Source organism: Synechocystis sp. PCC 7509 (assembly GCF_000332075.2).
Taxonomy (GTDB): domain Bacteria; phylum Cyanobacteriota; class Cyanobacteriia; order Cyanobacteriales; family Chroococcidiopsidaceae; genus Aliterella.
The window spans coordinates 948,252-961,567 of record NZ_ALVU02000001.1 but is presented as its reverse complement, the minus strand read 5'-3'; the positions used below and the strand labels follow the sequence as shown (position 1 = coordinate 961,567).

Below are 13,316 nucleotides of genomic sequence, written 5' to 3'. Positions count from 1 at the left end.
TTTTCCACAAATTGCGCTCTTCCTAACTAAGATATATAGCCTTTAGCCATTGTAACTACAGGATTGTTGACAATTGCTGAAACCGCCACAATACCAAGCTAGGTTTGTAACTAGCACATCTATTATTGATACTAGCTAACATCTTGAACAGTTAAAAGCTCTACAACTCGCTAAAATAAACTAAAAAGCTGTTATTACTTCACTTTAACTTTAAAGCAGGTTCGTAACTATGACAAATTCTACAGTTCAATCGGCTCAACGCGGGATTCAATTAAGCCAAGCTGCTTTACAACACTTACAGGCATTACAACAGCAACAAGGTAAGGATCTATATTTGCGTGTGGGAGTGCGTCAGGGTGGTTGTTCGGGAATGTCTTACATGATGGATTTTGAAGCCGAAGCTAACATTGGCGAGAAAGATCAAGTTTTTGATTACGATGGTTTTAAAATTGTCAGCGATCCCAAAAGTTTGTTATATCTTTATGGTTTAATGCTTGATTACAGCAATGCTTTAATTGGAGGCGGGTTTCAATTTACTAATCCCAATGCGGCGCAAACCTGCGGCTGTGGTAAGTCTTTCGGGGTTTAAAATGTAAAGACGTTCCACCCCATGGAGAGACGTTGCAGTGCAACGTCTCTACCACAACCCTGATTCCCTTGTTGGGTTTCTACTACCCATATACCTTTGTTGATTGGAAACGATGACCGAAACTGTTGGCTCTTTATTTGAAGAAAGTTTAGAACGTTACAAAGCTGGGGAAGAAGTAGCAACTTTAATTCCAGCTTTTAAGGAAGTATGCGATCGCGCTCCCAAAAGTAGTGCCGCTTGGGCTTGTTTAGCTTGGCTGTATATGTTGGATAACAAGCCAACTTTCGCTTACAAAGCCGCTCAAAAAGCGGTAAAACTAAATCCTCAAGACGCGCAGTCACGAGTTAATTTAGCCTTGGCAATGTTAGAAAATAATACCAAGGGCGTGCGCGAACACATTGATTTAGCGATGCAGCTAATTATGATTGATGAAGAAGTCCGCGCCGAAATCAAACAAAGCATTGCCGATGGGTTTGCTCGAAAGCCTGGCTGGAAAAGCTTAGAAAGAGTTAATAAATGGCTGTTTGAGGTATAAGTTGATTTATGACTAACCAAACTCGCCGCGAAAATATTTTTGTCAAGTGGATTAATTTAGCTTTAGTAGCAGATTTTTTTGTAGTATTGCTTGCCTTTTTTTGGTTAGCGATCGCTGTAGCTGGACACGCTCTTAAACTCCCCCTAGGCTTAGACCTATGGTACAAACTCTGGACACCAGTATTTACCCCAGCGATCGGGATTTTGATGGCAGGGACAATTATTAGCGGTATTGTAGGGAAAATTACCCAACTTCGGACTAAATATTAGCTGTTGCCTAGAATGTCTTTAAGCGCCTCTGGCAGGGTGGGGTATTGATAATCAAAGTTGTACTCCAAAGTCCGCTTAGGGACAACTTGCTGCCCCTCTAAGACAACGATCGCACCATCTCCTAGTAATGCCTCTATTGCTATACCGGGTACGGGCAACCAAGAAGGACGATTCATAACTTGTCCCATAGTTTGGGATAGTTCATTCATTCGCACGGGGTTGGGGGCTGTACCATTGAGTACGCCAGTAATATCAGGGCGTGTCAGCGCTTGAATAATCAAGTTTACCAAGTCGTCGCGGTGAATCCACGAAAACCACTGTTTACCTGTACCAATTGGCCCACCAGCAAAGAGTTTAAAAGGTGTAATCATCTTTTCTAAAGCTCCACCTTTACCCAAAACTATCCCCAAGCGGATAATTACTAACCGAACTCCCGCCGCTACAACTTTTTGGGCTTCGGCTTCCCAGTCAAGGCAAACTTGAGCCAAAAAATCGCTCCCCGCCGCGCTAGTTTCGTCAAACGTGGCGTTTTTGCTCGTCCCGTAATAGCCAATAGCGGAAGCATTTACTAATACTTGGGGTTTGGGGTTTGCTTGGGCAATTGCTTCGACGATTTTTTGCGTTCCCAGTTTGCGACTTTGTAAAATTTCTTGCTTGCGCTCTGCTGTCCATCGTCCTTCCGCAATGGGTTCGCCAGCTAGGTTAACTACGCCGTCACAGCCCGATATGGATTGCTGCCAGCCACTAGAATCGGGGGTATAAGCAACGATGTCAACGTTGGGAAACTTTGAGCTAGAGAAGGTTTTTTGAGCCGTTGTGACGTTACGAGTCAATACCAACAGGTGATGCCCTTGTAAGTGCAATCGCTCTACTAAACGGCTGCCTACAAATCCGGTTGCACCAGTAATTGCTACTTTCATATTTACCTTAATAAAAATTTATTTAACTTGATAATGGAGCAATTTCAGCTTTATCTAATATTTGGGCGATCAAATCTTCGCGCTTTACCGCCATCATGTGGATACCGTGACAAATTTGCTGCGCTAACTTAACTTGCTCGGCAGCGATCGCAATTCCTTCAAGTAATGGGTCAGAAGCCTTTGCCAAACGGTCAATAGTAGCTTGGGGAATATTTACCCCAGGGACGCAACGATTGATAAATTGGGCGTTTTTAGCAGATTTAAGTAAAAAGATCCCTGCCAAAATTGGTTTATCAGAACCTACAGCAATTTGACTCATAAATTTTTCTAAGCGTTCAAAATCTGTAATCAACTGACTTTGAAAAAACTGCGCTCCCGCCTCTAATTTACGCTCAAACCGACGCTGTAAGCTCGACCAACTGGGCAATTGCGGATCTACCGCCGCTCCGACAAATAAATCTGTTGCGCCATCAGTAAGGGGAATATTGTTGTAATCAAAGCCAGTATTGAGCTTGCCAACTAATTGCAACAGCCGCACGGATTCAAGATCGAATACACTTTTAGCTTCTACGTGATCCCCAGCTTTTACCGGATCTCCTGTCAAAGCTAAGATATTGGTGACACCAAGAGCATGAGCGCCCATTAAATCTGCTTGCAAGCCGATGCGGTTGCGATCGCGGCAAGCTACTTGACAAATTGGTTCTATACCTTGCTGTAGCAACAGTACCGAAGCAATTACCGGACACATCCGCAACACCGCTCGGCTACCATCGGTAATATTTACCGCATGGACTCGCCCTTTGAGAGTTTTGGCAATTTGGATCATGTGGCTGGGATCGCCGCCTTTGGGGGGTGCAACCTCGGCGGTAATTAAAAATTCTTTGTTTTTGACGGCGGTGCGAAATATATTACTCATTGGCTCGTTTTTGGTGTTGGCTGTTACCTACATTGCATCTGTTTTAACAGCTAACAGGAGGTATTTGGAATCAGTCAAGAGGCTAGATAACTACACTGGGACAGAATACCCCAAAACCGATTTAACTTTACTTAAGGTATTGCTTGCGACTTCTTCAGCTTTTTGTCTGCCATCACGCAATACTGATTCTAAGTAGCCGCGATCGCTCATTACTGCTTGATATTTTGCTTGAATTGGTTGTAAGGATGCGATCGCAGTTTCGGCAAGTAATGGCTTAAACTGTCCCCAGCCCATAGTTTGACACTCATCGGCTACGGTTTGCTTAGTTTTGCCCGATAGTAGCATATACAACGTTAGTAAATTGTGACACTCCGGGCGCGCTGGATCGTCAAAAACTAGCCCCCGCTCTGGGTCAGTTTTGCAGCGTTTAATTTTTTGTTGTATTTGCTCTGGAGTGTCTAGTAAATTAATCCGACTAGCTTCAGAAGGATCAGACTTAGACATTTTGCGCGTACCATCGGTAAGACTCATTACTCTTGCGCCTTCCTTACGAATTAAAGGATCGGGCAACTTTAAAACCGGATCTTTACGGGCAAATTGGTAGTTAAACCGAGCCGCAATATCGCGGGTAAGCTCTAAATGTTGCTTTTGATCTTCGCCGACAGGCACTTTATCAGCTTGGTAGAGCAAAATATCTGCCGCCATCAGCACCGGATAATCTAGTAAGCCAACATTGACATTTTCGCCTTGCTTGATGGCTTTTTCCTTAAACTGAATCATATCTTCCAGCCAGTTTAGGGGAGTAATACAGTTAAGCAGCCAGGTTAATTCGCTATGAGCCGAAATATGAGACTGAACAAAAATCTTTGAGTAAGTTAGGTCAATACCACAGGCTAAATATAAAGCTGCGATCGTATAAGTATCTGTAGCCAGGGTTGCAGGATTATGAGGCGCTGTAATAGCGTGCAAATCGACGACACAAAAGAAATTCTCGTATTGACTTTGTCCTTCTACCCAGTTACGAATTGCTCCTAAATAGTTACCCAAATGTAAATTTCCGGTGGGTTGGACTCCCGATAAAACGCGCAGGCTTGCCATAAATTTTAATTTTTTCTACCAAAGAGCCGCAAAAATATAGATGTAGTAAGCTTCTTCGTTCATCTAGTCTGACATTTTTGCACAGAGTTTGAGCAATTACGAACCCAGTTTAAAAGCTTCAATAAATAAACTATAAGTCAGCCCAATTTTCAGCGCATTTAAAGACTCTACCCAAAAACTGCGATCTCCAGAGCGACGACGGTAATAAATGCGATCGACGATTTCGCTCAAAGCTACTAATATTCCTGCCGCAATAATATCCCAATCTGCTGCTTGTCCTGCGGTTGTTGAAACTGCTGTCCCCAAAAAGAAGCCAAATAGCAGACTTATAGCTAACAGAGATAGCCGCCGCCAAGGATTAAATAACCATCTGCTCAACTGTCCGCCAATAGCCCCAAATAAGTTATTCAGACGAGTATTTTGCATCGCTAAAATTACCCCCGTGCCAGTGTGACAGATTTCTTTCTGACAATATGCTCTAACCAAAGATATATTACAAGCTTTAGCCTATGGCAGTAGTCAAAAAGACGTTATTTCTAAAAATACCGATAGATAATAGAGTTATAGACTGGCACATGATAAGCATAAATAAACTAGATATCTATAAAACTATGAAGGCTAAGTCGTCGGCATACCCTGCCGTCATGATTGCTTCTTTATTTGGGTTGGTGGTTTTAGTAGTGGGGGCAATGCAATTTAGCATATCAATTGAGCCACCACAACAACCTACAGTAACCCCGGAAAAGGTCGTACCTCGTGCAGTTCCATCGGCTACCCCCAAAGGAAGTCAACAAGTTGCTTCTGCGCCTGCTACTAAAATGGCAGGAGTTCCGGGGGCGTTAATCTTGAGCAATCAAACCGATTTACCTGTAAGAGTAGCATTGCTGGCAAGAGGGAAGAAGGCGGTAGAACCTGCTCATTGGGACTTTGCGCCCTTAGAAGGGAGTAAAGAAGGATTGGTGCTTTCTTTGCCGGAAGGGAATTTTAAGCTGGAAAAAGGAGACGTTTTAGTTGCTTTTGCTCAAGATGGTTCGGGTCAGTATTGGGGTCCTTATGTAGTCGGCGAGAGCGATGCACCTATTTGGGATGCCAAACTCTCTAGGTGGCATTTAACTTTGCAATAGCTCTTAAAAATTTCCATCGACTAAACAAAACTGATAAACTGCCTGCGATCGCTAATTATTTTAATTGCTACATGAAAAAACGTCTAAATCGCCCTCTCATTAGTTGGCTAAACAACACTGCGAATCGTCCTCGCCAAGCTCTAATTTTAGCGATGTTGTGGCTGCTATTGGTGGGTATAGTAGCCTTCTTTTGGCATTTGGGTAGTATTAGCCTCATTGACGAAACCGAGCCGTTATTTGCTGAAGCTGCTAGGCAAATGAAGATAACCGGGGATTGGATTACACCATTTTTTAACGGCGAAACTCGTTTTGATAAGCCACCGTTGATTTATTGGTTAATGGCGCTGTTTTATCACGTTGTCGGGGTAAATGAGTGGGCGGTGCGTCTACCTTCAGCGTTGGCGGCGATGAGTTTAGTAGGTTTGGGTTTTTATACTATTTGGTTATTTGGGTTGCATACCTCCGCCCCAATGGTGCAGTTTGAACATCGCCGCTATTGGCTAAGTGCGTCCCTTGGGGCGGCAATAATTGCCCTAAACCCGGAAACTATAGTTTGGGCGCGAACGGGGGTGTCAGATATGCTCTTAAGCGGGTGTATGGGTTCGGCGCTGCTGTGTTGGTTTTGCGGCTATGCCAATTCTTTGCCAAAGATAAAACTACGTTGGTATGTGGCGTTTTATATTTTAATTGGGTTGGCAATTCTGACTAAAGGGCCTGTAGGCATTGTTTTACCAGGTTTGATTATTGGCTCGTTTTTGTTTTATGTGGGTAAACTGCGAGAAGTCTTACTAGAAATGCACCTAGTCGTAGGTGGATTAATAATTAGCGCGGTTTCCCTACCTTGGTTTATTTTAGTTATTGCCCGTAATGGCAACGATTATATCAATTCATTTTTTGGCTATCACAATCTCGAACGATTTACAGGAGTTGTTAACCGTCACTCTGCGCCTTGGTATTATTACTTTGTGGTGGTTCTCTTAGGTTTTGCTCCTTGGTCGATTTATTTACCCGTAGCCATTACTAAAATAAAGTTACAGGCGCGATCGCACTGGCAAAAACAAGAACGGGGTTATCAATTAAGTTTATTTGCCTTATTTTGGTTTTTGGGTATATTTGGCTTTTTCACGATCGCTGTTACCAAGCTACCCAGCTATGTATTACCGCTAATGCCAGCCTCGGCGCTTTTAGTAGCTTTACCTTGGAGCGAACCAATACCTTATCAACCTAGTTGGAAATACCGCAGGTTTTTTTATATCAGCCGTTGGTTAAATGTAGGATTAGTTTTAATTCTAGCGGTGGCAATGTTTTTAGCGCCGGGATTAGTGGGTGTAGATCCAGCTATCCCCAACTTGCGCCAACTTGTGGAACAATCGGGTTTACCTGTTATCGGTGGGGCAATTTGGGCAGTTTGTGGAATTGGCGGCGCGACTTTACTTCTAAGTCGTCAAGGGCAATGGTTGCTGAAATTAAATATAGTAGCCTTTATTGCCTTTGTAATTTTTGTGATGATGCCTGCGGCTTTTTTAATGGATGAAGCAAGGCAAGTACCCTTAAAAGAATTATCGGCGATCGCTTCTTCAAATCACGTAGCCAATGAAGAATTAGTCATGATTGGCTTCAAAAAGCCGAGTGTAGTATTTTATAGTCAATTGCCCGTAACTTACATCAAAGAAACTAATGCGGGGATAAATTACATAGACAAACTGCTAACAACTAAATCTGCTTCGTTTTCGGCAATGGTTTTAGCTCAACCCAAAAAGCTAGTCAAGTTAGAAACCCCCGCCTTCAATTCCCAGCAATTGGGAGAAGCTGGCGCTTATCGACTTATCCGAGTAACTAAATAAGTCGGCTTTACTCATCCCCAATCAAAGCCCAGTGAATATAGTTTAATAATTCTTTCATTGATAGAGAAGGTGGCAAGATGCGAGTAGCGATCGCCTCGATAATATTTTCCAAATCAACGGATTTGAACGTTTGCTCCGTAGAAAGCTGTTCTGAAACATAGCTATGATTAGATTCTACTGGCTGGTGAAACTGGACAGATTGCGGTTTGATGTTATCTTGATTTAGCTTATCCAATACCAAAATTGGTGGTAGATTTTCCTGTTTACTTAAAGCAATAAATGCTTGAATTGCTTGCGGCGTAAAAGGTCTATTGCCTAAACTAATTAGCATTACATCGACGCTACAAGCAGAAGATTGAACTTGGCGCATCACTTCCGCCCATGACTGACTCATAGTTGCTTGGAATCCAGCCGTTTGTAAATATTGAACTAAAGCTTGAAACCACTCTTTTTTAGGCGCAGATTCAACATCTTCTCCAACTTTTAACGGTATTAAGTCAGGCAAACTAGCAATATCGACGATCAACAAGCTTGGTTGCCAACTAATACCCGCCGCCACCTGCAAAACTGCCAATAAAGAATTTACTGTTACATCTCGATCTGTATTTAAGCAAGGAAACACCATTAGTCCTGGTACTTGGTTTGCCGCCTCTGTTGTAGCAGCATTTAATGTTACTAAAGGTAAACGTTTTAATTTAGAGTGTTTGCTAAGTTGATGAACATAATCTAAAGGTTTCAAAATTGAACCGTCGATCACAACAACATTCGGTTGCCAAATCCGAGCTAATAACTCTGCTTGCTCTAAGTCATCGGCTTCAATCACCCGGTGATGAAGTTGCAGCAAACTTGAAGTTAACAAAGAAGGTTCAAAAGGAGTTACCAACCACAAAACTGTTAATAAATCACATCGAGGGCGATCGCGATCTTCTGGCGCAAAAATCGGCGCTATCGAACAAAACCGATTGAGAATTTGCTGCAAGTTTTGGTTTTGAACCGGGAGGATCATAAATTCATCTGCATGATTCAATAATGCTTGCTCTTTCTGGGCCCCCGTTGCCGTCACAATTACAGGAATTTGGCTAGTAGCAACATCGGCTTTAAGTAGGGTAAGTACATCCCAACCGGAAAGCAGAGGTAACACTGGATTGAGAAATATAGAAACAGGTTGCAATCTCCGTGACTTTTCCAAAGCTTCAGTTCCCGAACGAGCAACAACAACCCGATAGCCCAAAGTGTTTAGCTGTTCGCTAAGATTTTCGACAAATTGAGGTGCAGCCTCGACTACCAATATCAATGGGTTAGGGCGCAATTGCACCGCCGAAGGGAGTGTTGTTTTTAGCCCCACATTTGATAGCGATAAAAAAGCAGGAGCCGTGGGGGTTTGTCCGCGAATCGGATAACTTCTAAGACTTGTTTGCTCGTCCGCGATGCTTTTTTGGGGAGGACTTGGGGGTAGTAGTAAAGTAAAGCAGCTACCAATTCCTTGCTTAGATAAAAAAGTTACATCTCCGCCATGCAAACGCGCCAGCGCTCTTGTCAATACAAGTCCCAAGCCCGCACCTTCAAACTGACGAATTAGGGGATTTTCTAGTTGCTGAAATTTTTGAAAGATTAAGTGTTGTTGCTCTTCAGATATACCAATACCCGTATCCCACACTGTAAAAGCAATCCAGCCTTCCCAGCGATTTATTTGCAAACCAACTTCGCCGCCTGGTTTTGTGAACTTGTAGGCATTACTAAGCATATTTACCAACATCTGACGCAGGCGCAATTCATCAGCAATGAAGATATCTATACCTGGTTCGATTTCTAAGGTAAATCGATGCTCCTCGATAGTTTCGGTCGAATTTGAGTCCTGAGCTTTAAAATTCATGCTTTTGACTTGCTCATGAGCGCGATCGCAAATAGCGAGAACCTTTACAGGTGCTAGGTTCAACTTTATCTGTCCTGTCTCCATCCGCGTTAGGTCTAGAATGTCGCTTACTACCGCCATCAAATGACGACCGCTTTGGTTGATTAAGCCCGCGTAACGTGCTTGGCGATCGTTTAGTTGCCCTAAAGCCGGATCTTTTAATAAAGTTGATAGCCCCATGACGGCGGTAATCGGGGTTTTTAGTTCGTGACTAATACAAGCTAAAAATTCGTCTTTGAGGCGGTTCAACCCAATTAGTTCGGCATTTTTGGCAGAGAGTTCCGAAGCCAATTGCTGTTGATAGCTAATGTCGTTGGCTATTAATAGCGATAAATCTTCAGTGGAGTTAGTCAGCGAAATTTTAATAAATTCCCATACTTTTTCTTTTCCATCTGCTGTTGGGCAAACACAAACGCAAGTATGGGGCTTTGTTCCCAACTGACAGCGACTAAAACTAGGCGGTAGTTCGTCCGTCAGTGGATTTACTTGTGTACTTACGTTTGGCGTTGTGGAATCTAGAATATCTGTTATTTCTTGCCGGATAGCACCCGAATCTTTCCACCAGCCGAAGTGTTCTTGCCAGGATTTTGATTGAGCGATTTGTACTCCTAAACTTGTCTGTAATACAATCGCCCAAGGCAATTTTTTGACGATCTCAATTAAAAAATCTAAAGCCAGTTGGTTGACAAAGCTGTTTTCCGACGCTGATGAGCCTAAATACTGGAACAATAGCGAACTATTTACTAATCCTAAATATTTAGCGTCTGCGTCTACTACTGCCCATTCTCTATTGCTAGAATAGTTTTGCTTTTGTAAGTGCAGGGTAAATTGTTCTAAGCTCCAATCTCCAGGCAATACCTCTAAAGGTTCTACTAAGTTAGGATTGTCTTGAAGTGCGGATTTTAGCAAACGCTGTTTTTTAGCTTTTGACAATTCACTTAGATGGAGATTGAGTCTAGTCGTATAAATTATTCCTATTGGTTGCTGCTGGGCATTAATTATTACTAGGCGATCGCATTCCCTAACTGTCAATACCTCTACTACTGCTGCTATAGCCGTTTTATGCTCACACCAAGGTTCGATCGCTAGGAAATTGCTTAGTTTAATGGTTAGCATTGACATCATCTAGTGCCGCAAATCTTTGATCGAGGTAATACGTAGGTTCTATACTCTCTGGTATAGTAAATGCTACCTCTGACAAGGCAATAACTGCTAAATTTTTGATGACTGGTTTCGTTTTTTGTGATCATATCTTTATTTAGGAGCGATCGCATTTAGCAATTATAGTAAAATACAATGTATTATTGGTTCAATTTTGACAATTTTTGCTAGGGACTTAACATATTTTTGTAACATTATCTAATAAATAACTATTTTGATTTTATTTACAGATATATTCGCAAAAATATTATTTTACATTAATAATTTCTTAAGTTTTTATGTCCTTCAATTTCTATAAAATTTTCAAAGTATAACAACGTAGGCTTAAAATTTGTTAATAAAAATTCATGGAGCGTTTTAGTTATCAAAATGGGCAAAACCAAACATTATTTCAGCAAATGTCTGTAGACAAGCAAAATAAATTTTTGCAAAGTTTAAAACAGGACTATCGGCAAATTATTCTGAGCTACTTTACTAGCCCAAATGTAAAGTTTGAGATTGACGAATTTACAGATAAAGTTTTTTCTAGTAACATTCCCGTGCCGCAAGTTATTCAAATTCATTTGGAGCTAATAGAGGATTTTTCTAAACAATTAAAATTGGAAGGTAGAAGTGAAGAAATACTCCTTGATTATCGGCTAACTTTAATTGAAATTTTGGCGCATTTGTGTGAAATGTATCGTTGCCATCCATCTAATTATGCTGCTATTGGTTAGTTATTTATTCTATTTGTCTGCCCCATGAATACTTTAAAAAAAGCTTACGTTCTCAAGCTTTACGTTGCTGGTAATACACCTAATTCTATTCGGGCTTTAAAAATGCTAAAAAATATTATGGAGCAAGAATTTCCAGGAGTGTATTCGCTCAAAGTTATTGATATAATCAAAAATCCTCACATAGCTGAGGAGGACAAAATTTTAGCAATACCAACGTTATCTAAAGTTTTACCTCTACCAGTACGACGAATTATTGGTGACCTTTCCGATCGAGAAAAGGTATTAGTTGGCTTGAACTTATTTTACGAAGAACTACAAGAAGATCAGGAAGAATGACTAATATTTAGGTGTAACTATTTTTTAAGCGAATCTGATTAATTATATACTTTAATAAAAAATGAACGAGCATAGTCAAACTCAAAATTCTCAAGTATTGCCTAATAAAGGCGTACAGAAACTGCGGACAATGATTGAGGGATTTGATGATATAAGTCAGGGCGGTTTACCCATTGGCAGAACAACGTTAGTTAGCGGCACATCTGGCACAGGTAAAACTTTATTTTCTCTACAATTTCTTTACAATGGCATAATTTTTTTTGATGAACCGGGAGTATTTGTTACTTTTGAAGAAACTCCTCAAGATATTATTAAGAATACTTGGGGTTTGGGCTGGGACTTACAAAAGCCCATTGATGACGGTAAGCTATTTATATTAGATGCTTCTCCCGATCCCGAAGGACAAGAAGTAGTAGGAAGCTTCGATCTTTCAGCATTAATTGAACGTTTGCAATACGCGATTGTTAAATATAAAGCTAAACGAGTTTCTATTGATTCAATTACTGCTTTATTTCAACAATACGAAGCATCCTCTATAGTTCGGCGAGAGATTTTTCGGTTGGTAGCGCGGCTAAAACAAATTGGCGTAACCACAATTATGACTACCGAGCGCACCGAAGAATACGGGCCGGTAGCCAGATTTGGAGTTGAAGAATTTGTATCAGATAATGTAACTATTGTTCGCAATGTTTTAGAAGGAGAGCGTCGCCGCCGCACAATTGAGATTTTGAAGTTGCGCGGTTCTACACATATGAAAGGCGAGTATCCTTTAACAATTAGCAATGAAGGATTTAATATTTTTCCTTTAGGAGCAATGCAATTAACCCAAAGATCATCTAATGTTAGGGTATCTTCGGGAGTAGAAACCTTAGATAAAATGTGCGGCGGCGGTTTTTTTAAAGACTCAATTATTTTAGCAACGGGAGCGACGGGAACGGGTAAAACCTTGTTAGTGAGTAAGTTTTTAGAAAATGCTTGCAAAAATGGCGATCGCGCTTTGGTATTTGCTTACGAAGAGTCCCGCGCTCAATTATCGCGTAACGCCTATTCCTGGGGAATAGATTTTGAGGAATTAGAGCGCAAAGGGTTACTAAAAATTATTTGTGCTTACCCCGAATCAACGGGATTAGAAGATCATTTACAAATTATTAAGTCAGAAATTGCTGAATTTAAGCCATCAAGAATTGCGATAGATTCGCTTTCGGCTTTAGCACGGGGAGTTAGTAACAATGCTTTTCGACAATTTGTAATTGGGGTAACAGGTTACGCCAAACAAGAAGAAATCACTGGATTTTTTACAAATACCTCCGAGCAATTTATGGGGTCAAATTCTATTACTGATTCTCATATTTCTACAATTACCGATACAATTTTGATGCTGCAATACGTAGAAATTCGTGGCGAAATGTCACGGGCAATAAATGTATTTAAGATGCGCGGTTCCTGGCATGACAAAAGCATCCGCGAGTATACAATTAGCGCCACCGGCCCGCAAATTACCGATTCGTTCCGCAACTACGAAGGCATTATTAGCGGTTCGCCTACCCGGATTAGTATTGATGAGAAAAGCGAGCTGTCGCGGATAGTTCAGAGTTTTAAAGATACTGAAGGGTAATTTCTTCGGCTTTATATCTTTAAAGACGCTTAAAAATTTTGCTATTTTAAAATTAAAAGCCTTGAAACAATTGTGTTTCAAGGCTTTTGTTAAAACGAGTATGGAGGGATTTGAACCCCCGACCCTCAGAACCGGAATCTGATGCTCTATCCACTGAGCTACATACCCACGTATTCGACAATTATAGCAGCGATCGCCCGTTTAAGTAAAACTTACTTATAAGGTGGATGCCGAAAACCCCGGAGGAACAGATACGTAGTACCGCATTCCGTACTTCAGAC

The 13,316-nt window shown here is 41.3% G+C and carries 13 protein-coding genes and 1 tRNA gene; 8 read left to right on the top strand and 6 right to left on the bottom strand.

Annotation, left to right across the window (positions count from 1 at the left end; translation table 11 throughout):
- Positions 1 to 229: 229 nt before the first annotated feature.
- From SYN7509_RS0204960 to SYN7509_RS0204950, 3 genes are all read left to right on the top strand, one after another.
- Positions 230 to 589, top strand: a complete 360-nt coding sequence (locus SYN7509_RS0204960) for a HesB/IscA family protein (protein ID WP_009633165.1) — start codon at positions 230 to 232, stop codon at positions 587 to 589.
- 112 nt (positions 590 to 701) lie between these two features.
- A complete protein-coding gene (locus tag SYN7509_RS0204955; RefSeq protein ID WP_009633164.1) occupies positions 702 to 1,124 on the top strand; it encodes a tetratricopeptide repeat protein in 423 nt (140 codons plus the stop codon).
- 8 nt (positions 1,125 to 1,132) lie between these two features.
- Positions 1,133 to 1,393: a hypothetical protein gene (locus tag SYN7509_RS0204950; RefSeq protein WP_009633163.1), complete on the top strand. Its 261-nt coding sequence runs from the start codon at positions 1,133 to 1,135 to the stop codon at positions 1,391 to 1,393.
- Here SYN7509_RS0204950 and thyD read toward each other — a convergent pair.
- From thyD to SYN7509_RS0204930, 4 genes are all read right to left on the bottom strand, one after another.
- Positions 1,390 to 2,313 (bottom strand): thylakoid membrane protein ThyD, encoded by a 924-nt coding sequence (gene thyD / locus SYN7509_RS0204945; protein WP_009633162.1) that lies wholly within the window; start codon positions 2,311 to 2,313, stop codon positions 1,390 to 1,392. The two genes, SYN7509_RS0204950 and thyD, sit on opposite strands and share 4 nt — an antisense overlap.
- A gap of 22 nt (positions 2,314 to 2,335) precedes the next feature.
- Complete coding sequence (locus tag SYN7509_RS0204940) at positions 2,336 to 3,229, bottom strand: methylenetetrahydrofolate reductase (RefSeq protein ID WP_009633161.1); 894 nt, start codon at positions 3,227 to 3,229, stop codon at positions 2,336 to 2,338.
- A gap of 90 nt (positions 3,230 to 3,319) precedes the next feature.
- Positions 3,320 to 4,327: a tryptophan--tRNA ligase gene (gene trpS / locus SYN7509_RS0204935; protein WP_009633160.1), complete on the bottom strand. Its 1,008-nt coding sequence runs from the start codon at positions 4,325 to 4,327 to the stop codon at positions 3,320 to 3,322.
- A 96-nt stretch (positions 4,328 to 4,423) separates the two neighbouring features.
- Positions 4,424 to 4,813 carry a DUF565 domain-containing protein gene (locus tag SYN7509_RS0204930; protein WP_227501472.1) on the bottom strand — a complete coding sequence of 130 codons (390 nt, stop codon included), beginning with the start codon at positions 4,811 to 4,813 and terminating at the stop codon, positions 4,424 to 4,426.
- 125 nt (positions 4,814 to 4,938) lie between these two features.
- Between SYN7509_RS0204930 and SYN7509_RS0204925 the strand changes: the two genes are divergently transcribed.
- Both SYN7509_RS0204925 and SYN7509_RS0204920 read left to right on the top strand, forming a co-directional pair.
- Complete coding sequence (locus SYN7509_RS0204925; RefSeq protein ID WP_028954108.1) at positions 4,939 to 5,451, top strand: hypothetical protein; 513 nt, start codon at positions 4,939 to 4,941, stop codon at positions 5,449 to 5,451.
- Between the two features lie 71 nt (positions 5,452 to 5,522).
- Positions 5,523 to 7,295, top strand: coding sequence for an ArnT family glycosyltransferase (locus SYN7509_RS0204920; RefSeq protein ID WP_009633157.1), 1,773 nt, complete (start codon positions 5,523 to 5,525; stop codon positions 7,293 to 7,295).
- Between the two features lie 7 nt (positions 7,296 to 7,302).
- Here SYN7509_RS0204920 and SYN7509_RS0204915 read toward each other — a convergent pair whose 3' ends face one another.
- On the bottom strand, positions 7,303 to 10,323 hold the full coding sequence (locus SYN7509_RS0204915) for an ATP-binding response regulator (protein WP_051482617.1): 3,021 nt from the start codon (positions 10,321 to 10,323) through the stop codon (positions 7,303 to 7,305).
- 392 nt (positions 10,324 to 10,715) lie between these two features.
- Here SYN7509_RS0204915 and SYN7509_RS0204910 point away from each other — a divergent pair, with 392 nt between their 5' ends.
- From SYN7509_RS0204910 to kaiC, 3 genes are all read left to right on the top strand, one after another.
- Positions 10,716 to 11,084: a KaiA domain protein gene (locus tag SYN7509_RS0204910; RefSeq protein WP_009633155.1), complete on the top strand. Its 369-nt coding sequence runs from the start codon at positions 10,716 to 10,718 to the stop codon at positions 11,082 to 11,084.
- Between the two features lie 24 nt (positions 11,085 to 11,108).
- On the top strand, positions 11,109 to 11,420 hold the full coding sequence (gene kaiB, locus SYN7509_RS0204905; RefSeq protein WP_009633154.1) for a circadian clock protein KaiB: 312 nt from the start codon (positions 11,109 to 11,111) through the stop codon (positions 11,418 to 11,420).
- 61 nt (positions 11,421 to 11,481) lie between these two features.
- Positions 11,482 to 13,035: a circadian clock protein KaiC gene (gene kaiC, locus SYN7509_RS0204900; RefSeq protein WP_009633153.1), complete on the top strand. Its 1,554-nt coding sequence runs from the start codon at positions 11,482 to 11,484 to the stop codon at positions 13,033 to 13,035.
- 95 nt (positions 13,036 to 13,130) lie between these two features.
- On the opposite strand, the gene SYN7509_RS0204895 is transcribed toward kaiC, so the two are convergent.
- Positions 13,131 to 13,203 (bottom strand) — tRNA-Arg (locus tag SYN7509_RS0204895).
- Positions 13,204 to 13,316: the final 113 nt, after the last annotated feature.